Source organism: Halomonas sp. JB37 (genome assembly GCF_002332255.1).
GTDB lineage: Bacteria > Pseudomonadota > Gammaproteobacteria > Pseudomonadales > Halomonadaceae > Vreelandella > Vreelandella casei.
In genome coordinates this window covers 1,713,657-1,736,303 of the sequence record NZ_NRGW01000001.1, presented here as the reverse complement: position 1 = coordinate 1,736,303, position 22,647 = coordinate 1,713,657, and the positions used below count along the sequence as shown (strand labels likewise).

Below are 22,647 nucleotides of genomic sequence, written 5' to 3'. Positions count from 1 at the left end.
CCATGAACGAGCCCATGAACTTCGACCTGTTCGCCGATGACGCACCGCCCGCTGCGCCTGATTCAACCGCATCGACAGCACCACCGACGCAACCCGCTACCAGCACCACCCAGCCCCACCCCGCGCTAAGCGATACCGCCGAGCTGCTACAGCTGTGTGAGCGCTGGGTTTCTCGTGGCTGGCTGCGGGATTTAGACCTGGCCCTGGTGCGCTTTTTTGAGCGCGAAAGCCAACACGCCCCGCCACTGCTACTGCTGGGCGCAGCGCTGGCCAGCCATCAGCTTGGCCGCGGCCATGTGTGCCTGGATTTAGCCGCTACGCTGGAAGCGCCGGATTTTGCCCTTTCGCTGCCACCCGAAGGCGACGACCTCAACGACCCGCCGCCGCTGCCCAGCCATTTGCTGGCCACGCTAACGCTGCCCGAATGGCAGGCTGCGCTCAGCCACCCCACGCTGATCAGCGACGGCCCCGGCAATACGCCGCTGGTGGTGAGCCACAGCAGTAACACCAGCAAACTCTACCTGCGCCGATACTGGCAGTTCGAGCAAACCCTGCACCTGGAAATCGCCAACCGGGTTAGTACTGGCAACGCAGCGAATAGCCCGCCACTCAAAGGCGCGTTAGAAATATTATTCCCCACAAGCAAAAGCCTGGATTGGCAAAAGAACGCTTGCGCCCTCGCCGCCAGCAGCCCTTTCGCGATCATCACCGGCGGCCCCGGCACCGGCAAAACCACCACCGTGGTACGCCTGCTAGCCCTGCTACAAACCTTGCAGCTAGCAGAACCCAGCGCCCACCCGCTGCGCATTCGCCTAGCCGCGCCCACCGGCAAAGCCGCCGCACGGCTAAATGAATCCATCGCCGGGCAGGTGAAAGACCTACCCCTTAGCGGGTTGGAATCGCTATTAGACGAGCACGCAGCTGCTGCCTCATCGAACGCAATAGACATTCCGACGGAAGTGACCACGATCCACAGGCTACTTGGCGCCCGCGCCGACACCCGCCACTTCCGCCATAACGCCGCCAACCCGCTGGCGCTAGATGTGCTGGTGGTAGACGAAGCCTCAATGGTAGATATCGAAATGATGACGGCGCTACTCAGCGCCCTGCCCGCCAGCGCCAAGCTGGTCCTGCTGGGGGATAAAGACCAACTGGCATCCGTTGAAGCAGGCGCCGTGCTGGGCGACCTATGCCGCCGCGCCGACGCCGCCCACTACACCCCCGCCACAGCGCAGTGGCTAGCCGAACTCACCGACCACCCGCTGCCAGAGTCATTAATCGACCCGGACGGCCAGCCGCTGGACCAAGCCATTACCATGCTGCGGGTAAGCCACCGCTTTACTGAAACAAGCGGCATCGGCCAGCTCGCCCAGGCGATTAACCAGCCGCTAAGTGAGGCATTGCGGGAACGGGATAAACACCAAGCCGTGCATGGCGTACTGAATAATGGCTATGCCGACCTGCATCACTTGGTATTAAAGCCAGACGCGCAAAACGAAGACAGCGCCCTGGAGCGCCTAGTGATCAACGGCAGCCCGGAACGTTTTCCCCACGCAGGCGAAGGCCGCACCAATTTCAAGGGCGAGCCAATGGCACCGCCAACCGGCTACCAGTACTACCTGAATACCCTAGCGAGTGAAAGGCCTGATACATCGCTAGCATTTGAAGAGAACGGCGAAGTTTACAATGCCTGGGCAAAACAAGTACTGACCGCCTACAGCCGCTTTCAGCTGCTGTGCGCGCTACGCAAAGGCCCCTGGGGGGTAGAAGGCTTAAACCTGCGCATCGCCAAAACTCTACGTAGCGAAAAGCTGCTGTTCGGCAACGACTACACGTTAGAAAAAGGCTGGTTCGAAGGCCGCCCGGTACTGGTCACCCAAAACGACTATGGCCTAAAGCTGATGAACGGCGATATCGGCATCACAATGGCGGTGCCAGATCCCCGCTCTTCATCAGGAGCGCCCGGAAGATCGCTATTAAGAGTCGCCTTTCCAACCAGTGACCCAGAAAACCCCATCCACTGGGTGCTGCCTTCCCGCCTGCACGCGGTAGAAACCGTGTTCGCGATGACGGTACACAAATCCCAAGGCTCAGAGTTTCAGCACACCGCCCTGCTGCTACCGCAAACGCCCAACCCAATTCTCACCCGCGAGCTGGTCTACACCGGCCTCACCCGCGCCCGCGATTGGCTTACGCTGATCGAAGCTAAGCGCGGAATATTAAATGATGCGGTGACTAGGGAGGTTATGAGGGTGAGTGGTGTGGCAGGAAAGGAAAATTAACGCTCAATCAGAGGAAAAAATAGCTGGTTAAAATTGGTTACGTCGGAGCAAAACCAACTATTTTTTGCTGTTTTAATTAACTTCTAGATTTCATTTGAGCTTGACTTTAACCCGTTTGACGATCTTTTCCACGACTACAGTCAATGAATCTTATCAAAATTAAAATAATTAGAAAGTCGAGCAATCGCCTGAAATTGCAAAAACCTTCATACTTAGTGATGTGCACTATGGGAACAAGCTGGCTATCTGCTAAAAGCGCCACTCTATTTGGGGGACAATTAAGCATTGCTTGGGTAACAAATATAAGCCTATTCGTGAGCTCGCTGATCCTTTATCGATAATGCTAAGCCAAGAGCAAGGTCGAGTTTCAACATACTATACCCGTGAGCATTCTACCCAATAAGGCTACATCGGCATAACCCCATCGCGCGAATGGCTTACGCTGATCGATGCTAAACATGTAATTTTGAATGGTCTTATGTCGAGGATATTAACGAAAATTAGCATCTCCTTATCTTGAATTTAAGTTTATACATAAAATTATTTTAAAAATTAAATAAACAACCCAAGACCGACTTATAATAAGCTATGCACTATTTCTTATATTATTGATTTTTATCAAACGTTTCTCCTTGTAAAAAACCATCATTGACAGCAGGATTAAATACGGCTTCAACTTGTTCTCCATTTCCTTTTTGAAGATAAAAAATGAAATCTTGGAAGTACTCATCAGCACCATAAGATCTAATTTCAAAACTTGAATAATCAGATATTTCTGTTATAGCGTACTGACCAAAATAAGAATAACCATGCTTAGAAAAAACTGATTCAGCTTCATCATAGCCATATACTTTATCGAATTGAAGGTAACCAGCAAGAGACTTCCATGCTTCGCTAGGAATCAACGTACCAATCTCAAGAACGAAGCTTTTTGGCTTATTAGGTTCAATGCTGAAAGGAAGAGCAGCCTCTACCCCGTTAATTTCGTAAAACCAAGGTCCCATACCACTGTATCCACCATAAGCACGCTTTTCTTGAAGATCATTCTCTATTAAAAAACTACCCACCACACTCCAATCAACTATTGATGCAGTCTGAAAACCAATATTGTTAAGCGTTACATTATATTTTTGCTTAAAAAGAGCGCTGTATCTCGGCACACCTGTTAACTCTGTGAAAATAATTAAATCTTGTTCATAGTCTCTGCCTAGCTGCACTACTACATTTGATCTTCTTAGCCTCTCATCAAATTTCATTCGATCTTCATGTAATTTATTTGCCAAATTGTTTGTCCAATAAATATTAATTGAAGTAAAGAAAAGCGACACAAAACTCATTACACATGCTAAAACTCCTATAGTACAACTAATTTTTTCATAACGTGTCATTTATCTTTAGCTTCCATATTAATTTTTACCATTGGACACACCAAAAAAAATTACTGCAAATAGGCTACAACTCTAAAGTATGCTTTACAGGGAAAAAAATTAGCTTAATAATAAATATGTATTTCCATGATTAATCCTAATCCATAATGCACTACTCTTAAAAAAAGAAAATACCTTTTTATTTTTGAGTTTATCTTCGTTAAAAATTAGCGCAGTAACACATCTCAACATCACAAAAATTCGATCTAAAAAAATTAAATCCAAACAATAAAACATGGATTAACAAATACTATTAATAAAAAATAGAAAACTCACAACCAAAAATTCAAACTACAGCCCTTTATCTGCAAATATTTTATTTTTTATTTTAACAGCTTTAAATGCCAGTAAAGAAGTATTTTTCTTGCATAGAATCAAAGCTTTTGACATACCATGTTTTGCAATTATAGATGCATGCTTGGAGTCTTCGTTTTCATATCTATAATTAACTAATATATAAACTTCCTTAAGCAAATTAATTGTTGCTGCGTGGATAGTCGCAATCCGTCTATGAGCATTTAAATTGTGATTAGAATCAATTAATCTTTCTGAATCCAGCGTACTCTTTTCTCGAACAGCAGCTAACAAATCGATCGACTTATTAATTATCTTATCACATTCTTCAAAGTAAGCTTGATTTGAACTTGTCTTCTTAGATAAAAGGATGATTTTATCCTCAATAATATCGCATTTATAAGATATATTAACTTGGAATATTCGGCATTGCACTTCAAAATCTTTTTCAGTAATTGGATTTTTGTTTTTCCAAAACTCGTAACTACTTTCAGATATATTTTGTAATATTTTTTCAATATCGCTTACAAGAGTATAACATTCAGATTTTTTTGCGAGAGCTCTTGAGTTTTTATAAATAAAATACCAGCCAGTAGCGGCTAGCAAAAGAACTAGTGTTCCACTCTCAGATAGCTCTCTTAGCATTAACCGCTCCTCAATTTAATAAAATTTTTTGAAACTATTTTTTCTTTTTACCTTCTTCTGCTTCTTGCATATATTTGTATATATTACGCTTTACACTTTCTTTGTTGTATTTAAATTCGAGCCGTTCAAAAAGCTCATCTTTAGTAAAACCCCCATGCTTAATGAGACCTGCGAAAGCCTCATCAAGAAAAGAAGAACCATAACCTAAGGCATTAGACATTTCGATAATAACTTTTTTATTTTCTTTCAAAGCAGGCAGAAGGACTGTCTCCCTAAAATGTTTACCATTCAGATCACCATCGCGTTCATCACGACCGTACGGTAAGTCAGTGTAATCGAGACCTATATCAATGATTACAAAGTCACTCATAACTGTTTTCCAGTTTCAAATTCCATTGAATTAATGTCCCGGCAAAACATTTAGGAAGATTTTCAACTTCCTCTTCCGCGTTTATTGAACAAAATGTATAAGAGCCGAAACCACTATAAATTAAAAGCTCACCTTCTGGATTATTTGCTACAAATTCTTTAGCTTCACTTAAACCTTTACCTCTATTATCCACTTTAAACCGGGATGTGCCATACTCAACTGCAGCTTTTATACGCGATCCATCACCTAGACTAATGATAGGCAAATTCACTGCCTTTGCAATACTTGAAATAAGCGCTTGAATTCCGGGCTTATTACTAATCGTATCAGGTATACCGGCGCCCATATCATACACGGAAATAAACAGCTGATCACCTATTTTATGAACAATAATCCACCAATTCTTTAAGTAACCCTCAAATTCTTCACTAAAGAACTGGTTGTCATATGCGTGCTGTCCTACATTACTAACTGATTCAGTTATTGCTGCAAAAGCACTGTCATTATCATCATCTAGAGTAGTATTTTCTAATGATTTTTTTGTATAATTAATAACTTTTCTTAGCTGTAGTCTACTGTCTTCATTATTTCTATTCATACCTACTGAGGCAGTACATATCTCTAATTCCAAACCTGGTTGCTTTGGATATACAGGCCTGTGACGATCTTCATTAGTAAGTTTCCATATCCCAAACTTTTCAAATATCATTGATATAAATCTTGTCTTACAGACTGTAGTTTTAATTATTGCCTTAGAATTATATTGCTTTTGCGATTGCTCTATATTTGCATAAAATACCAACAAAGCTGAAACTTTCACATCCTCAACCTGGGACAAATTTATTAACACTTTATTATTTTCTTGCACATTGACTTTTACATCTTCTATAAAATCTAAAAAAAATGAATAATTATCACCAAATAATGAAAAAACCCTTGGAGCAACAATTTCTATTCGTCCGAAAATCTTTTTCTTATTTGGCAAATGCGGCATATATGGCTTAGATCTTTTCCTATTAATTTCTTCCCTTTGTGACGAAATATCTTGATATTTTTTTGTGTGTAAATTTCTTTTCTTCATCTCAACACTTAACCCTATAAATTATTTATAATTAGAACTCTTTATTTTCAAATAGCTATATAAAAAAATTCTTCCATACACGTAGCCACCGCTAACAACACCACACTAGAACATGTAATTATTTTCTAAGTTTAGCTTTAATCCATACTTTTACAATTTAGTTTTTCTCTAAAATGAACTAGTCAGCCAAAAGAAAATAAAAAAACATTGACACCAGAAAAACCCCATGTATCTAGCCGCACCCTATGCAAAGCATTACACGCAATAATGAAGCCTACATAAAGGTAATTTTTATTGTACAGCCTCATATAGCAATTTTTCATTACCGATTCAAGCATAGTAGTTACACTTATTGAACCTACATTACTGCTATATAAAATCTAGACTGATGAAATTATATATTTAACGTTTTCTCCCGCTTACACTTCTTTCGATCATCATGCCACAGCCTATGTCAATCGCAAAAAATGCCAGCGGAGTTCTGTACTTTTTGGAATATCCGTATGGGCTAGACGCCATAACGATCCCCCCAGTAGCGAGGCGATGAAGGCAGCGAAGACTTTGGCATGTGCTCTTTCTAAACAAATGCCGTCTCCTGAAAGCTCTCTCTTGCAATCACACCCTCATGCCACGCCTGTAGCTGCGGGTACTCCTCTTTCCAGCTCACCTCCGGCAGCCTGAAGGCGAGATAATCCAGCGCTACTGCAATAGCAATTTCACCCAGATTAATATTTGAGGCCTGCTGTTGTTTTTCGCCAAACTCACTGCTCAGTTGTTTCAACAACCTCTGAATGGCCCGAGAACGCCGTTGCCCCAGCTCGCTCTCATCAATCTCCTTGCCATAATGCTTTCTGGCAATCACGGTGGTGAACGCGGCATCCATCAGGTTTTGACCCAGCCCGGCTAAGTGCAGCACATCGCCCAAACTGTCTTGGGGAATCATTGGCTTGTCGGGGCTGACGCTATCCAGGTAAACGGCAATCAGCAGTGATTCACTTAGCGTGGTGCCTTCCTCCGTTACCAGCGCGGGGATTCGCCCGGCGGGGTTGGCTTTTAATAGATCAGCATCGTCTGCCCAAGGGTCGCACCACTTCAGTGTGACGGCGTCTGCTAAGCCTTTTTCCATTAACACGATGCGCACTAGGCGCGCATAGGGCGAAGTTGCGTTTAGGTAGAGCTCCATTATTGCCTCCCTTGGTTTGAAGAGTGCTTTGTAGAATGCTGATCAGATAAGTGGGCTTGGCGCTGCTGAACGCCACGGCTGATTAGCACCAGCAAAAAGCCTGCCGCTAGCATAAGGCCGCTGATAGCAAATAGCGGCGCGTAGCTGCCCCAGGTGTCATAAAGCGCTGACATGCTATAGCCCGCCACGGCTTGGGCCGCAGCAAAAGCAGCGGTTGCCTGCCCCCAGAGCTTCTTGTGCGCGGTCGGGCCGACTAACTCGGCAAGGCGGCCAGAGGTAAGCGCCACAATACCGGGGATCATCGCCCCCACCATGAACGAGGAAACCGACTGGCTGAGCAGTGCGAGCGAGAATACCGGCAGCGAGACGGCGGCGGCCTTCGCCGCAAAGGCGATCATCAAGCCTCCCTGCCAGCCCACCCGCTGCGCCAGCGCGCCTACCATAAACGGCCCACACAAGGCGCCCAACCCGAAGATACCCCACTGCAATGAAGCGGCGTGATTACCCAGGGCGTTTTCCCTGGCGAGATAATCCACCCAAAACACTGTATGGGGCACAAACCCAATCGCATCCAGGGCATAAGCGCCAATAACCAGCAACACCACTAGTTTTATTCCCGCATAGCCCTTCTGGCTATTAGCCGTTGGGCTAGCTGCCAAAGGTGGTGCTAAGGGCGTCACGCCTTGTCGTAAAAAAGCGTCGCTTACCAGGCCCGCTGCGATACACAGTAGCCCCAGCGTGGCCCAAGTGGCCGTTAGGCTTAACTCAAGAAGTACGGGTACGATGGAGGCCGAAAGCAGTGCGCCCAGGCCAATGCCGGTAAACACCATTGCCCCCACACTGGCTCGCCTCTCAGGCGGTGTCGCCGCCAGCGCCAGCGAAGGGCCAACTACCATCAAGATGGCCCCGGCAATACCGGAGACTAATCGCCATAAGAAGAACCAGAAGAAACTACCCGCCCCAGCGCAGAGCATAAAGCTGAGCGCGATAGCTGCGAAGCTTGCGCCGATGACTAAGCGGGAAGAAAAACGCTCGCTCAGGGCGTGGGCGCAGAGCGCGCCGATAAAGTAACCCAGCAGGTTAGCGGCCCCGAGGTAGGCGCCTTGGCTGGCGGTGAACCAGCCTTCCTGAATAATCGCCGGCAATAAAGGTGTGTAGGCAAAACGCGCAATGCCAATTCCCGCCAAGGTTGCCATTACCCCGATCATCAGGGCGGGCCAGTCTTTTCTGTTGATCATGTCGTGTCCTTCGCGTGCCGCCATTCGGGCAAAGTCGTCAGCTCGGTTGTGTAGGTACAGACTACCCGCGCAGGCGCGTTTTCTAAAAACGATTATAATTGATCACTGCTATCTTATTTTGAGATAGTCATAGCTTGACGATTATCGACGGGGAGGTAGGCCATGCAACTTAAATCGCTGCGGCTGTTTATGGCAGTGGCTGAAACAGGCAGCTTCGTGGCGGCGGCTAATCAGCTGCACACGGTGCAATCTAACGTGACAGCCCACATCAAAAAACTTGAGGAGGAGTTAGGCGTACAGCTTATTCAGCGTGCGGGGCGAGTGCGGCCTACGAATGCGGGCTTGGCGCTGGTGGAGTACGCCGAGCGCATACTGACGGCCCACGATGACGCGGTTTCGCTGTTTAAGGGCCCGGAAAAAGCCTGTGGCCGATTGCGGATAGGCGCCATGGAGACCACGACCGCCCTGCGCCTGCCGCCGATACTGGCGGCGTACCACGCAGCGCAGCCTGACGTTGATATCCAGCTAAAGACCGGGCCAACGGCAGAATTGGTCGAGTTGTTGCTAAACGGGCAGGTGGACTGTGTGTTCGTGGCCGGGCGGCTTGAGCATAGTCGCTATCACTTACTCAAAGCGTTCAGCGAGCAGCTTGTGCTGGTCGGCTCAACGCCGATGTCGACGATGCCCTCTTCACAAGCGCTGCTGACCTCTGCCTTTATGGCATTTCGTCAGGGGTGTAGCTACCGCCAGCGTATCGAGCTATTGCTGGCCTCCCATGGCGTTAATGCGGGGCGGATATTTGAGTTCGGGTCATTGGACGCGATGCTTGGCTGTGTCGCGGCGGGAATGGGTTACACGGTGCTGCCCCGTGGGACGGTTGAAGCCCACCAACACCGGTTCGCAATTCACACCCTGAAACTGCCCGCGTCCATCGCCAATATCGATACCTATTTTGTCGCCCCCGACCCGGAGACCTGGACACCCGCCCTGGCAAGCTTCGCTGAAACGGTGCGTGACGCGGTAGTAGATGAGCCTCAGCTGACTGCGTCTTGAGATGGGTGCTGACACTACGCTATAGCGTTGTCCTATTCGCTTTACAGTCGGTTCATAGATGCGTGTAGGACGGCGAGAACGTCAATTTGATCTGGTTGATGTCGTAAATAAAAAAGCTAACTCAATGACCCATAGAAAAAATCCCGCAGCAGCTTCTTTTTGTTGTTGTTGAAACTTGTTAGCGCAATATTAGAATTTGATCAGTACTTTGCCTATGTGTTTGGCGGCAGCTTGGAAGCGGTAGGCTTCTGGGGCGTCGTCAAAGTCAAAGGTTTTGCTGATGAGGGCGGTGCTGTCGTTTGCTGCCAGTGCGTTGATGTAGCTGACGAACATGGCGCGACTGCCGTTGGCGATGCCTTTGATGGTGATGTTTTTGGTGATGAAGCTGATGTAGTTGGGGATTGGTGAGTTCTGTCCTGGGGTAACGCCGATGATAACGATTCGACCATTAACGGCCGCCGCGGCAACGGAATGGCCTAGGGTGTCTTGCCCGCCGGTTTCGACGATGATGTCGGCGCCTTGGTTGTTGGTTTGCTTCATTAGCTCGGCAGGCCAATCTGGGTATTGTTTGTAGTTGATGGTGATGTCGGCCCCCAGTTCACGAGCAACGCTGAGTTTCTCGTCGCTTGATGAGGTGATCGCTACTCGTGCACCATGCATTTTCGCCACTTTTAGCGCCGCTAAAGACACGCCGCCAGTGCCAAGGCAAAGGACGAGGTCGCCCGCGTTTATGTTGGAGGTTTCTACCAGTGCGTTCCAAGCGGTTAGCCCTGCGGATGCGAGAACCGCTGCGTCTTGATCTGGGATGTTGTCAGGTAAGCGAATGAGTGACGCTGCAGGCAGCAGGATTTTTTCAGCTAGCCAGCCGTCGTGGGTGATGCCAATGTCGTGGGAGAAAATATTGGCACTGAAAGGGCCTTCGCGCCAGTTAGCAAAGTGACCACACACCACGCGGTCGCCCACGCTGATCTCTGTTACGCCTTCGCCAACGGCAACCACATCGCCCACGCCTTCTGTGCCAGGCACACGCTTAGGGTCTTGTAATGGGCCGTATGTGCCGGTGAGTATTTGTATGTCTCGGCTGATTAGGCTGACTAATCGTGGCGCAATGATGGCTTCTCCAGGACCTGCGATAGGTTCTGGTCGTGTGGTGGCACTTAAGATGTTGGTGCTGTGTTGTTCGCCAATTTGAAATGCTTTCATCGAGTAGGTAATCCTTTTTTTAGCCTGTATAAGAACGATGCTATCGCGTTGGGCTAACAGTTCAGGCCTTTTTCACAAAATGGGCGGTCACCATCATGTCACCCACACCATCGACCTTGCAGTCCAGCTGGTGATCCTTGCCCTCTTTGAGCCGCTTGATAACGGCTTTGGTGCCTACCTTGAGTACCAGCGAGCTGCCTTTAACCTTGAGGTCTTTAATCATCGTTACCTTATCACCTTCCGCCAACAGCGTTCCGTTGGCATCTTTTACCGTTACGGCATCTTCCGCTTCAGCTTCAGAGGGGTTCCATTCGTGGGCACACTCCGGGCAGATGAACAGGCTTTGATCTTGATAGACAAATTGAGATTGGCAGTTTGGGCAAGGTGGGCATGACATAAACAAAGGCTGCTGTGGCTTGGTTGGCTCCTTATGATACCGAGCCTGTGTGACCTTGGCGAATGAGGGTCAGGGGAATTAAAGCCAGCCCTTTGAGGAAGCTGACCGGGAGAACATTCTGGCTTCGCATCTTCTCTTAAGAAAGCGAGGGCCAGCGCTCTCACGGCCGCACGTTGACACAGTAAACGGCTCGCAGCTTCCCAAGATGAGCTAGCGCTAGCTCACCTTCCACCACTCAAGCACCTGCGGCTCAATATGGCCGGTGGCCGGCAGCTGTCCGGTACGCGCGAAGTCAGCCCATAGGGCGCGCATGCGTTGGCCGTGTTCCAACAAGGTGGCCTCGTCCACGCCTTTTACCAAATCGGCATGTTGCCAGCTGGATGGCTCGCCCAGTAGCAGCGGCAGGTCGATCGTGTGGGCGGCGCCAAACGGGTAGCGGCCCTTGCACCAGTCCAGCCGATACAGGTAAGCGTGCCCACCCGCCTGCGTATGGCGGCGGGCAAATTTGTGCGCATCGCGTATGTAAACCTGACGTGTGGTGACGGCCACCATCGCTTTGCAGAGCGCCTCCCCCACCAAGGGCGTATTACGCAGCCGCGTCAGGCCCGGCGACATGACTAAAAACAGCGCGCTCTCTTCCGCGGTATAGCCCATAAACAGGTCAATCTTTGCGGCCGCACGACGCCAGGCTGCATCAGCCTCGGCCTCAATAGGCAGCGGGTAGTGGCCGTACTGGGTGCCAAACGGCATGGCCGCTTTAAGCCCAAAGCCTCGGGCAGATTCCGCCACTTGGGTTTGCACGCGCAAAAGCTCCTCAAGCGGTGCATCATCTTTTACCTCGGCCGCCTTTTGGCTCATCTTGGCATTCATTTTTGCCCGGCCACGGCTAATGCCCAGCGGCGCACTCTGAATAATGGCACGCTGAAATAGCCCCTCGGTGCCTTCGGCAATCATCAGATGCGCCGCCGCATCGCCCCCGGCGGACTGTCCAAACAGGGTGACATTGGCGGGGTCGCCCCCCATGGCCGCGATATTGGTGTTCACCCAGCGCAGGGCCGAGATCATATCGAGCAGGCCTAAATTGGCGGGCCTATTGGCGTAGCCACCTAGAAAGCCTAACAAGCCAAGCCGGTAGGTTACCGCGACCACAATCACGTCCTGCTCAAGCGCCAGTGGGCGTACGTCGAACACTGAGAGATCCCCGGCGCCAAACACGTACGAACCACCGTGTATCCAGACCATCACGGGGCGCGGCGTTGCCGAGGGGTTTTCCGGCAAAGTGACCGACAAATGCAGCTCGCCTTCGCAGGAGGAGAACGCCTGGGCGCTAATCCCCAGCGCAGCGTTTAGCTCGGGAATGATGTTTTGCGGCGAGCAAGGCGACCACTCGGTGGCCAGGATGGGCGTAGTTGATGACGGCTCATCTACCGGCGGACAAAAGCGCTGGGTACGGGCATAGCGAATGCCCGAGGCGCGGATAACGCCGCGGTCCCGCCAGCCGATGATCTCACCGGCGGGGGTGGTAAAGCGTGGCACATCGTGGTCGTTTGACGTGTCGTGGTCGTTTAGCTCAGCGTGGCGCATACCGCTCCTTAGGTTTCTAGCATGAAATAAGCTAGCGCAACCGTCGCCACTGCGCCAGCGCTTGAATATCGCTTGGCGCTGTTCGGCAGCAACCGCCAATGGCTGACGCGCCTGCGGCTAGCCACTGCTCAATCCCTTGCGCCAAACCAGAAGGCCCGCTTGAGGCATGCTCGCAGGCGGCGGCGTGCCAGGTTTTAGTCACCGCGTCGTACGCTTCCCCCGAGTTGGGATACACCAATATCGGCAGATCACACGCACGGCGGATTTCTTGAATCAGCGATTCGATGTGGGCCAGCGCAGTGCAGTTCACACCGATGGCCGCCACGCCGGGGCAGTTGGCCAGGGCGGCCGCACACTCGGCTATTGGCGTTCCGTCGCTGATGTGGTGGCCATCCTTCGCTGAGAAGGTGATCCAGGCCTGCGCGCCGGGGTGCTCGGCGAGCAAATCGGTAATGGCCAGCGCCTCTTCCAGGGAAGGCAAGGTTTCAGCAGCCAGTAGATCAGCGCCCGCGTCTAACAGCAGCGTAAAACGCTCACGGTGAAACGCAACCAGCTCGGCGCGATTTAGGTCATAGCCGCCTCGATATTCACTGCCGTCGGCTAGATAGGCGCCATACGGGCCCACGGATGCGGCTACCAATGGCTTGGGCCGGTCAGTTTGACCGGGTTGCCAGACCGCATCTCGCGCTTCTTGCGCCAGCGTGACCGATAGCTGAATCAACGCCCGCGCCGCCTCTGCCGTCATCCCCGCCTGCATAAAACCAGGCACTGTGGCCTGATAGCTGGCAGTGATGGCACAGTCGGCCCCGGCTTCAAAATACGCCTGATGAACCTGACGGATTTTCTCCGGAGCCTGGGCCAGCAAGCGCGCTGACCAGAGCGTGTCATTTAAATCACAGCCTAGCGCTTCCAGCTCAGTGGCCAAGGCACCGTCGATGACCATAAAGGGCACTTCTGCCAACAGGGCGTTGATCGGATTCAATTCACTCATAGGGACGTTTCCTTAAGGGCGTGACTTCACAGCGCTGTTTGACGTTGCGGAACGATCAGCAGCTCCACGGTGGCGCACAAAATGCACCAGATAGCACAGGGCAATAAAGGGCACACCGAAATAGAGCGCCACGCGCTGCTGTGGGTCAAAGGCGATGCCAACACATGCTGCCAAACAGGCTGCAAATGCGATTAGCGGCACCCAGGGGTAGAACGGCGTGCGATACAACAAATCTTCCAGCCGCCCGCCTTCACGCAGGTAATGGCGGCGGAAATTAAACTGGCTAAGGGCAATGGCCATCCACACTATCACCACGGCCAAACCGGAAATCGAAACTAACACCAGATAAACGCTCTCAGCGGCATAAATGCTGGAAAACAGCGCCCCCAGGCCACCGACCATGCTGAGTAATACGGCATTCATCGGAATACCGCGCTTATTGAGTCGGCTCAACGATTTTGGCAAGGTGCCTTGATCCGAGAGCGTCCATAGCATGCGTGAGGAGGCATAAAGCCCGGAATTGGCCGCTGACAGCAGCGCGGTAATGATCACAAAATTCATAATATCGGCTGCGCCCGGCACGCCGAGCCGCTGAAAGACGGCCACAAAAGGGCTTTGACTGAGCCCAGCCTGATCCTGAGGTAATAGCGCTGCAATCACGACGATGGTGCCCACGAAAAACAGGATCAATCGCCATAGGGTCGCGCGAATGGCTTTGGGCACATTCCGAGCCGGGTCGACGGTTTCCCCGGCGGCAATCCCAATTAGTTCGGTGCCGGAAAAGGCAAACATCACCGCTAGCAAGGTGGTGCCAATGGCCAGCAAGCTGGGCGGCATGGCGCCTTCTCCCCATAGTGCAGAGAGACCCGGCGAGGCAACCTCAACACCCGCCTCATTATGCAGCGGCACCCAGCCAATAATCGCTATCGCGCCCACCAATACAAATACCACTACTGCAATCACTTTGATCAATGAGAGCCAGAATTCAGACTCGGCAAAGAAGCGAGTGGTAAACGCATTGACGCCAAAGACTATCGCCGCAAATAGGCCACTCCAGTACCAGCCGGGGATATCGGGAAACCAGCGCCCCATAAAAACCGCCGCGGCGGTAAACTCTGACCCCAACGCCACCGTCCAGGTGAGCCAGTACATCCAAGCCACCATATAGCCGGTGCCGGGGCCGATATAACGGCTGGCATGGGCGCTGAAAGCCCCCGACTCCGGCATATGCACGGCCAGTTCGCCGAGGCACATCATCACCAGCCACGCAATAATACCGCCCACCAAGTAGGCCAATACCGCACCGATAGGCCCTGCCTGCTGCACGGTATAACCAGAACTTAAAAATAGCCCGGTGCCAATCACACCCCCCAAAGAGAGCATCACCAAATGGCGCGTCTGCATGCTGCGTTTGAAATGCACGCCCTCTTGATCACTTGCTTGCTCACTCATAGTGACATTCCTATTGGTAACCTAACGAGGCAGCAGGCGCCCAGCAGCCCGGCTCAGAAAGAGCACCATTTTAGTGCAATATGGAGTTTCAAAAAAGAATAAAAAAAATATTTAATATTCTTATTTTGAATATATGGGATTAATATCGCTGGGTAAGTATTGTCGCGAGGTTCCAAACAGCTATAAAAAAAGCGCCCTGGCTGGGGCGCTTCTCGCTGTTATCTTTTGATCGGCGCCATGGTAGATGTGTTGACGCCTCTCACCCCTATCACCTCTATCACTTTTACGGCGACCTAACTTGGCTGGTTGCTCTCGAGTTCATCATGTTCAATATCCATTGGCCCGTAACAATCAACTTTTAGCTATGCGCTAGTTGCGTGCCTCTGACCAAACCGCAAACTCGTTGCCACTGGGTTCCTGAAAGTGAAAACGGCAGCCGCCGGGAAACTCGAAAACAGGCCGCGTGATCTCACCGCCGCTCTTCTCAACGTTGTTGAGCGTTGCGTCAATATCCGTGCTATAGAAAACCAGCAGTGCACCGCCGCTTGAGGTTTGGTTACAGGCCTGCGCTTGATAGAAACCGCCATCGAGCCCTTGGTTGGAAAACGCGGTGTACTCAGGGCCGTAATCGACAAACGTCCAACCAAATGCCGCTGAGAAAAAAGCTTTTGTCGCGGCCAAGTCTTTCGCAGCGAACTCGACATAGTTGAGCTTTTCATGCTGATTCATCGCCTGCTCCTTTGATTTGTCATTCTTCAGGGTGCAATGATATTAATGGCACCTCGGGGCTTCATGTCGACACGCCTCACATGCAAGCATGTGATCAATTCATCAACAAAGCATTCAGTTATCACCGACAAGGCGACTCGCTGTAAATCAGAAATCACTCCTCACATGGCTGGACTTATAACCCTTGCTGCGCTCTTGCAATGGCGGCGGCAATAGCTGACTTTGCTTGTGGGCTATTTTTCCAGCAAGTTGTTTGCAGCATGGCTGCAACCATTTCGGCTATCTCGTCGGCACGGTGGACGGCAAGATCACTGAATGAATCGATACCAATCTCTTCAAAACGTTTAATGACGGTGGGGCCAACACCCTTCACGCTCAAAAGAGCATCTCTTTCTAAATCTGAAAAAGCCACTTGTTTGTACCTCGCTACTAGAAAACCAGACTCTTAAGCCGCTAGAGATAAATCGGCTATTTAAATCCTGGCTAATCTTATTCGAATGCCCGAATCCTTTTAATGGGCGTTCTATTATTAATCTATCAGCGAGCAATGACGACTAATTTAGCATGACCGCATGCCATACCAAGCTTTCTGTGCTTATCCGCGCGTCATCCACGAGGCACTAATTTTTACTTAAATAAAGATGGAGAAAAATAATGGCTGACCCAAAAGTAGCGCTGGTAACAGGTGGCTCTCGTGGCATTGGTGCCGCCATTTCAACACGCCTGGCTCAAGATGGCTTCGCGGTCATCGTTAACTATGCCGGTAATACCGCTGCAGCAGAAAGTGTGGTGAATGATATCGAGTCCACGGGAGGCAAAGCACTAGCGCTGCAAGCAGACATTGCAGATTCCGAAGCGGTACGCCAGATGTTTGAACGCATAGAGGCTGATTTCGGCCATATCGACGTACTGGTGAACAATGCCGGTATCATGAAGCTTGCGCCGTTGGCACAGACGGACGATAGCTGGATTGATAAGCAGATCGATACCAACCTGAAAGGCTCGATCAACACCATGCGAGAAGCAGCTAACCGCCTGAGAGACAGTGGGCGAATCATCAACCTTTCGACCAGCGTGGTGGGCTTAAAGCTTGAAACTTACGGTATTTACGCTGCGACCAAAGCGGCTGTCGAAACATTGACCGCGATTCTCGCCAAAGAGCTGCGTGGCCGTTCAATTACCGTTAATGCGGTTGCCCCCGGCCCCACCGCCACCTCTTTATTCCTGGATGGAAAATCTGACGAATTGATTGAGCGTATGTCCAAGATGCCACCACTTGAGCGCCTCGCCACGCCTGACGATATCGCCCATGTGGTGGCGTTCCTTGCCTCTCCTGAGGGTGGCTGGGTCAACGGTCAAACGCTGCGCGCTAATGGCGGCATCGTTTAATCACTCAGCAGCTCATTGACCATCCGGCACGCCCTGGTGCTTGCGGCCAGTTCACTCACTAGGTCGTGAACCCGCTGAACAGCTTCGTCGGGCGTATTAGCGTGTTCGATACAGTCGACCAGCGCGGAGCCCACCACCACCGCATCGCTGTAGCGGCCAATGGCGGCGGCCTGCGCTGGCGTGCGAATGCCGAAGCCAACGGCAATAGGAAGCTCAGTGTGTTCGCGCAGATCGGCAACGGCGCGCTCTAAACGCTCCGGCGTGGGTGCACTGCCGCCGGTCACGCCCGCCACCGAGACGTAGTAAATAAACCCGGAGGCATTGGCCAGTACGTTGGGCAGCCGCTTAGCATCCGTGGTCGGCGTAGCGAGGCGGATAAAATCAATGCCGTGCTTTGCCGCTGGCTGGCAGAGCTCGTCGTCATGCTCTGGGGGCAGGTCAACCACAATCAGGCCATCCACCCCGGCGCGCACGGCATCGGCAAGAAAGCGCTCAACGCCGTAGCAATAAATAGGGTTGTAGTAGCCCATCAATACAATCGGTGTGGTGCTGTTTTCTTCCCGAAAGCGGCGCACCATTTCCAGTGTTTTGACTTGGGTTTGGCCGTTATTCAGGGCACGCAGCGCGGCTTTTTGAATCGCGGGGCCATCGGCCATGGGGTCGCTGAACGGCATCCCCAGTTCGATTACATCCACCCCAGCGGCTGGCAAACCGTGTAGCAGGCGGCGCGAGGTGTCGGCGTCTGGATCACCGGCTGTAAGATAGCTCACCAGCGCGGGACGGTTGGCTTGCTTGAGCTTAGCGAAGCAGCCTTCAAGACGTGAAACCTTGTGCGTGGTGTCACTCATCGCGTTGTTCTGTGCTGCGCTCATTTGAACTTATCTCCTAGATAGTGGGCCACGCTCATCATGTCTTTGTCGCCACGGCCGCTTAAATTCACCACCATTAAGTGGTCACGGGGCAGCGTGGGAGCGCGCTTGGCCACTTCTGCTAAGGCGTGGGCGGTTTCCAGGGCGGGAATGATGCCCTCTTGGCGGCAGCACACTTGAAAAGCTTCCAGCGCTTCATCATCGGTGGCAGAAACGTACTCTACGCGCCCCTGCTCGTGCAGCCAGGCGTGCTCTGGCCCGATGCCGGGGTAGTCCAACCCGGCGGAAATCGAGTGGGCATCGCTAATCTGGCCATCTTCGTTTTGCAGCAGATAGGTACGGTTGCCGTGAAGCACGCCGGGAGTGCCGCCGTTGAGGCTAGCCGCATGCAGGCCGCTCTTAACGCCCTTGCCACCGGCTTCTACACCAATCATCTTTACGCCAGGGTCATCAAGGAACGGGTGAAACAGTCCCATCGCGTTTGAACCACCGCCAATACAGGCCACCAGCGAATCGGGTAGACGCCCCTGCTTCTCGAGCATTTGCGTGCGGGTTTCGTGGCCAATCACGGCTTGGAAGTCGCGCACCATGGCAGGGTACGGATGGGGCCCAGCGACGGTACCAATAATGTAGAAGGTATCGTCAACGTTGGTGACCCAGTCGCGCAGTGCCTCGTTCATGGCGTCTTTTAACGTGCCGGTGCCAGAAGTTACCGGGATGACCTCGGCCCCCAATAGCTTCATGCGGAAAACGTTAGGCTGCTGGCGTTCGATATCGGTGGTGCCCATGTAAATCACGCATGAAAGGCCAAAACGCGCCGCCACCGTGGCCGTGGCCACGCCATGCATGCCAGCGCCGGTTTCGGCAATAATGCGTTTTTTGCCCATCTGCTTGGCAAGCAGCACCTGACCGATGCAGTTGTTGATCTTGTGCGCGCCGGTATGGTTAAGCTCTTCACGCTTAAGATAAATGCTGGCGCCGCCGAAGTGCTCGGTCAGCCGCTCAGCGAAGTAGAGCGGGCTTGGCCGCCCTACATAATCGCTCTGAAAATAGGCCAGCTGGCGCTGGAATTCAGGGTCCTTTTTAGCGGTGGAATATTCATCTTGCAGCTCTAAAATCAGCGGCATTAGTGTTTCGGCGACAAAACGGCCGCCGAAGCTGCCAAACAGGCCGTTGGCATCGGGCAGGCTCTTGGATACGTCTACAGGTTGATTCATCACGACCTCTGAATGCGTTATCAAACAGTTCAGTAAAAACAGTTCAGTGAAAACCGTTCAGTAAAAACAGTGCAGTGAAAGTAACGCAGGCAGGGGGAGATAAAAATCGATAAGATATCAGCAATACGTGATCTCAGGTCAACTGTCAGCAGGACATACCATGCAACATAGCATGCCACCGCTTAGCGCCCTGCGCGCCTTTGAAGCCACGGCCCGGCTGGGTAGTGTGACGGCCGCTGCTGAGGAACTAAGCGTTACCCACGGCGCCGTTAGTCGCCAGTTAAAAAGCTTAGATGAACATTTTGGCGTCTCGCTTTTCGTCAAAGCAGGCCGTGGCATTGTGCTTACTCAGCATGGCGAGCGGCTACAAAGCGGCGTTGGTGAAGCATTTTCTCGCCTTCGCGATAGTTGTGCGGCGCTCAAGAATGAAGTGGAACAACAGCCCTTCACACTCGCCTGCCCAGGCAGCTTGCTGGCGCGGTGGCTTATACCCCGCTTGGATCGGCTTCACGAAGCACTCCCTCAGTTGAAGCTGCAAGTGGTTGTGAGTGAAACCGAGCAGCCTGGCAAGCAGGCAAACGCCAGTGCCACGCTGGCGTTTTCCACACCGCCTTGGCCCGCAGATATTCAGATTATCGAACTCATGGCGGAACATATCTGCGCCGTGGCAAGCCCAGAGTTAGCAGCCCTGCTTGATGCAAAACGGCCCGAGACGCTCTTCTCAACCAAGCTGCTGTACACCGCTTCTCGACCCCAAGCCTGGCCACAATGGGCCAACGCTCATGGGCTTGAGCTGGCGCAACTTGAGCAGGCGCTAAGCAAAGGCCAAGGATTTGATCATCTTTACTACTTAATGGAAGCAGCAGTGGCTGGATTGGGTATTGCTATTGCGCCGCGGCTATTGGTGGAGGATGACTTGAGGAGTGGCAGGCTTGTGGCACCCTGGGGAGGTATCGAAACTCCCGCCAGGCTCTGCCTATGGCTACCTGTGCCAACCAATGCTCACAACATCCACCATCGCCACAGCGAATCACTTGCGACATGGCTTAAGCGAGAGCTTGAGATGGTAACGCCATAATGATCAAGCACCTGGAGACAACGATGATTAAGGCAAAACGCCATACCAATGTTGCAGCTATTAACGATGCTCATACCCGAGCATGTTATATAGCCGATATTCAGCGTGTTTCCTCAGCCGCTAAAGTGGACCTTTCAGTAGGTCGAATCAACTCTCTTGAAGCGGCTGAGCACTGCTATGCAATGCGCAACCAGCTTATGGCTAAGTATAGAAACTTAACAAGCGTGGCGGGATTGGCGACGGCTAAGCAAATTAAAAGCACACCGCCGAGCATTGCCGACCTTTTTGAGCAGTACGCACGGCGACTATTTAGCTGTTCATACCAGAACCTCTCAACCGAACAACAGCAAGGCGTACATTATGCGGTGATTGATGCCTCTGGACGCAGTAATTCAACGTTATAAGAGACACCATAGCGCTTAGAAACTGACGGCTGGCCGGCCTTCTACTCCACTGGCGTGACGCGTAACAACAGGCCTTCCGGGCTGTCGGTCAGTAGATAAATTGCGCCTTCAGGGCCAAACGCGCACATCTCCAATGCGTTCTTCCCGTTCGCCAAAAAGGCCTTCTATATCGTCCGCATGTGAGCCGTCATCAGATAGGCGCACCCGGCGTACTTCTTGATTAACAAGAGCACCGACTAACAGATCACCTTGCCACTCGGGAAACAGCTCGCCGGTGTAAAGCGCCATACCGGACGGGGCAATAGAAGCCGTCCACGCCAGCACCGGTGACAAGGTGACACGGTGCCTGGGTACGCCTGGAACCTGCCGCCTAACCAGCGTGAGAGCCGCACTGCTGCTGTTTGAGAAAATATAAAGCCTACGGAGAACAACAGCGCGTAGAGGGGGGCAAAGGTGAGTAAATCATTAACGGTGGTGTCAAGCATTGCAGGTATCTGTACTCCCATGCCCTGAAGCGCGGCAAGGTTGATCTGGGTTTGGACTACGCTGCCCAGTAATACACCTACCAGCAGTGCTATTAGAAAACTGATGCTCGTCGATAACCATCCTGGTGTTGTGATCATTACTGCGTCTCGGCGCTAGGTTTTAAATACGCGTAGCGACTATAAAGCCTAGCGGTTCTTTGTGCGTAAACGGACTTTAATCATTGAACCCAAAGAGCCCTTTGTTCGACTTTCAGTACCATGCATAGCACTGCCCTCACATGGTTTTCATCGCGGCCCCCTTGTAAAGTTATTGAACAAACATTCAATTAAGGAGCTTCCATGCAACGTCACCCACTAGTAGCCGCTATGTCTCTGGCCCTTTTTGCGGGTACGGCGGCAACAACTGCACTGGCAGAAATGGCGCCACTGGAGCAGCAGCTTAAAGAGCTGGAATCGTTTCAAGTGATTGCTCACCGTGGCGCCAGCGGACATGTACCGGAGAGCAGCATGGCGGCGCTGGAACTCGCCCACGGATGGGGTGTTGATTATTTAGAACTCGATGTCCAAATCACATCCGATGGCGAGCTGGTGGCCTTTCACGATGACGATATCAGCCGCGCCAGCAACGGCGAAGGCGGTATTAACGAGCACACCCTGGCAGAACTTAAGGCATTGGACACCGGCTCATGGTTTAACGAAGCCTATCCAGATCAAGCCGATGAAGCGTTTGAAGGCACTCAAATACTCACGCTTGATGAGGTGTTTGAACGCTTTGGCCACGATGCCCGCTACTACCTGGAAACCAAGTCGCCTCAGTTGAATCCGGGCTTAGAAGAAGCCTTGGTCGCCACGCTCGAAGAGCACGACATGATTGAAAGTGGTCGCGTGTTGATACAGTCTTTCGAGCAAGATAGCTTGCTGAAAGTACACGCATTAAACGAGAACGTGCCGCTCATTCAACTGGTGTGGTACTACCCCAGCGACGACGATAATTCGCGCCTTGTGGAATGGACCGGCGTAACGCCGGGGCCACAAGAAATCACTGATGAAGATTTCCAGAATATCGCGGATTACGCAGCGGGTATTGGCACTAACTTCATTTACGAAGGTGAGCAAGTCATTGACGCTGACTTTATTCGTCAAGCCAATGAAAACGATCTACAGGTGCACGTCTATACCATCAATGAAACCGATGAGATGGAGCGCTTAATGGAAATGGGCGTGAACGGTCTGTTCACTAACTATCCTGATCGCCTGCTTGAGCTTGTGGACTAAG

At 51.6% G+C, this 22,647-nt stretch carries 22 protein-coding genes; 6 read left to right on the top strand and 16 right to left on the bottom strand.

All coding sequences use genetic code 11. The annotated features are described in order from the left end of the window. The first annotated feature begins 14 nt into the window (after positions 1-14). Positions 15-2,282, top strand: coding sequence for an exodeoxyribonuclease V subunit alpha (gene recD, locus CIK78_RS08025; protein ID WP_096282321.1), 2,268 nt, complete (start codon positions 15-17; stop codon positions 2,280-2,282). Positions 2,283-2,887: 605 nt separating this feature from the next. Here recD and CIK78_RS08020 read toward each other — a convergent pair. The 6 genes from CIK78_RS08020 to CIK78_RS07995 form a co-directional block, all read right to left on the bottom strand. Beyond that, on the bottom strand, positions 2,888-3,670 hold the full coding sequence (locus CIK78_RS08020) for a hypothetical protein (protein ID WP_141393031.1): 783 nt from the start codon (positions 3,668-3,670) through the stop codon (positions 2,888-2,890). A 330-nt stretch (positions 3,671-4,000) separates the two neighbouring features. Then, positions 4,001-4,648, bottom strand: a complete 648-nt coding sequence (locus CIK78_RS08015) for a hypothetical protein (protein ID WP_096278891.1) — start codon at positions 4,646-4,648, stop codon at positions 4,001-4,003. A 34-nt stretch (positions 4,649-4,682) separates the two neighbouring features. Then, complete coding sequence (locus tag CIK78_RS08010) at positions 4,683-5,018, bottom strand: STAS-like domain-containing protein (protein ID WP_096278889.1); 336 nt, start codon at positions 5,016-5,018, stop codon at positions 4,683-4,685. Next, a complete protein-coding gene (locus CIK78_RS08005) occupies positions 5,011-6,099 on the bottom strand; it encodes a hypothetical protein (protein WP_096278887.1) in 1,089 nt (362 codons plus the stop codon). Before CIK78_RS08005 ends, CIK78_RS08010 begins: the two co-directional genes overlap by 8 nt. 577 nt (positions 6,100-6,676) lie before the next feature. Then, complete coding sequence (locus tag CIK78_RS08000) at positions 6,677-7,282, bottom strand: glutathione S-transferase N-terminal domain-containing protein (RefSeq protein ID WP_096278885.1); 606 nt, start codon at positions 7,280-7,282, stop codon at positions 6,677-6,679. Next, positions 7,282-8,520: a YbfB/YjiJ family MFS transporter gene (locus tag CIK78_RS07995; RefSeq protein WP_096278883.1), complete on the bottom strand. Its 1,239-nt coding sequence runs from the start codon at positions 8,518-8,520 to the stop codon at positions 7,282-7,284. The genes CIK78_RS08000 and CIK78_RS07995 overlap by 1 nt, the downstream gene beginning before the upstream one ends. Positions 8,521-8,682: 162 nt before the next feature. On the opposite strand from CIK78_RS07995, the gene CIK78_RS07990 reads away from it, so the two are divergent. Continuing rightward, positions 8,683-9,573, top strand: coding sequence for a LysR family transcriptional regulator (locus tag CIK78_RS07990; RefSeq protein ID WP_096278881.1), 891 nt, complete (start codon positions 8,683-8,685; stop codon positions 9,571-9,573). A gap of 189 nt (positions 9,574-9,762) precedes the next feature. Here the strand turns inward: CIK78_RS07990 and CIK78_RS07985 are convergent, their stop codons facing one another. From CIK78_RS07985 to CIK78_RS07950, 7 genes are all read right to left on the bottom strand, one after another. Further along, positions 9,763-10,776, bottom strand: coding sequence for an NAD(P)-dependent alcohol dehydrogenase (locus CIK78_RS07985; protein WP_096278879.1), 1,014 nt, complete (start codon positions 10,774-10,776; stop codon positions 9,763-9,765). A gap of 61 nt (positions 10,777-10,837) precedes the next feature. Continuing rightward, positions 10,838-11,173, bottom strand: coding sequence for a zinc ribbon domain-containing protein YjdM (locus CIK78_RS07980; RefSeq protein ID WP_096278877.1), 336 nt, complete (start codon positions 11,171-11,173; stop codon positions 10,838-10,840). 216 nt (positions 11,174-11,389) lie between these two features. After that, positions 11,390-12,757, bottom strand: coding sequence for a carboxylesterase family protein (locus CIK78_RS07970; protein WP_096278875.1), 1,368 nt, complete (start codon positions 12,755-12,757; stop codon positions 11,390-11,392). Between the two features lie 31 nt (positions 12,758-12,788). Continuing rightward, positions 12,789-13,748 (bottom strand): homocysteine S-methyltransferase, encoded by a 960-nt coding sequence (gene mmuM, locus CIK78_RS07965; protein ID WP_096278873.1) that lies wholly within the window; start codon positions 13,746-13,748, stop codon positions 12,789-12,791. Positions 13,749-13,760: 12 nt separating this feature from the next. Continuing rightward, the gene (locus CIK78_RS07960; RefSeq protein WP_096278871.1) at positions 13,761-15,200 is read right to left on the bottom strand and encodes an amino acid permease; all 1,440 of its coding nucleotides are present in this window, start codon (positions 15,198-15,200) and stop codon (positions 13,761-13,763) included. Between the two features lie 369 nt (positions 15,201-15,569). After that, positions 15,570-15,929 carry a VOC family protein gene (locus CIK78_RS07955; RefSeq protein ID WP_096278869.1) on the bottom strand — a complete coding sequence of 120 codons (360 nt, stop codon included), beginning with the start codon at positions 15,927-15,929 and terminating at the stop codon, positions 15,570-15,572. A 175-nt stretch (positions 15,930-16,104) separates the two neighbouring features. After that, entirely contained in the window at positions 16,105-16,341 is a 237-nt protein-coding gene (locus tag CIK78_RS07950; protein ID WP_096278866.1) for a hypothetical protein, read from the bottom strand. Positions 16,342-16,583: 242 nt separating this feature from the next. On the opposite strand from CIK78_RS07950, the gene CIK78_RS07945 reads away from it, so the two are divergent. Beyond that, positions 16,584-17,318 carry an SDR family oxidoreductase gene (locus tag CIK78_RS07945; RefSeq protein WP_096278864.1) on the top strand — a complete coding sequence of 245 codons (735 nt, stop codon included), beginning with the start codon at positions 16,584-16,586 and terminating at the stop codon, positions 17,316-17,318. On the opposite strand, the gene trpA is transcribed toward CIK78_RS07945, so the two are convergent. Next, positions 17,315-18,190, bottom strand: coding sequence for a tryptophan synthase subunit alpha (trpA, locus tag CIK78_RS07940; protein WP_096278862.1), 876 nt, complete (start codon positions 18,188-18,190; stop codon positions 17,315-17,317). The two genes, CIK78_RS07945 and trpA, sit on opposite strands and share 4 nt — an antisense overlap. Next, positions 18,187-19,404: a tryptophan synthase subunit beta gene (trpB, locus tag CIK78_RS07935; protein WP_096278860.1), complete on the bottom strand. Its 1,218-nt coding sequence runs from the start codon at positions 19,402-19,404 to the stop codon at positions 18,187-18,189. Before trpB ends, trpA begins: the two co-directional genes overlap by 4 nt. Positions 19,405-19,564: 160 nt before the next feature. Here trpB and CIK78_RS07930 point away from each other — a divergent pair, with 160 nt between their 5' ends. Next, positions 19,565-20,482, top strand: coding sequence for a LysR family transcriptional regulator (locus CIK78_RS07930; RefSeq protein ID WP_096278858.1), 918 nt, complete (start codon positions 19,565-19,567; stop codon positions 20,480-20,482). A gap of 23 nt (positions 20,483-20,505) precedes the next feature. Beyond that, a complete protein-coding gene (locus CIK78_RS07925) occupies positions 20,506-20,886 on the top strand; it encodes a hypothetical protein (protein WP_096278856.1) in 381 nt (126 codons plus the stop codon). A gap of 108 nt (positions 20,887-20,994) precedes the next feature. Here the strand turns inward: CIK78_RS07925 and CIK78_RS18070 are convergent, their stop codons facing one another. Further along, positions 20,995-21,210: a PQQ-dependent sugar dehydrogenase gene (locus CIK78_RS18070; protein ID WP_255249122.1), complete on the bottom strand. Its 216-nt coding sequence runs from the start codon at positions 21,208-21,210 to the stop codon at positions 20,995-20,997. Between the two features lie 500 nt (positions 21,211-21,710). On the opposite strand from CIK78_RS18070, the gene CIK78_RS07915 reads away from it, so the two are divergent. Beyond that, positions 21,711-22,646, top strand: a complete 936-nt coding sequence (locus CIK78_RS07915; RefSeq protein WP_096278854.1) for a glycerophosphodiester phosphodiesterase family protein — start codon at positions 21,711-21,713, stop codon at positions 22,644-22,646. Position 22,647: the final 1 nt, after the last annotated feature.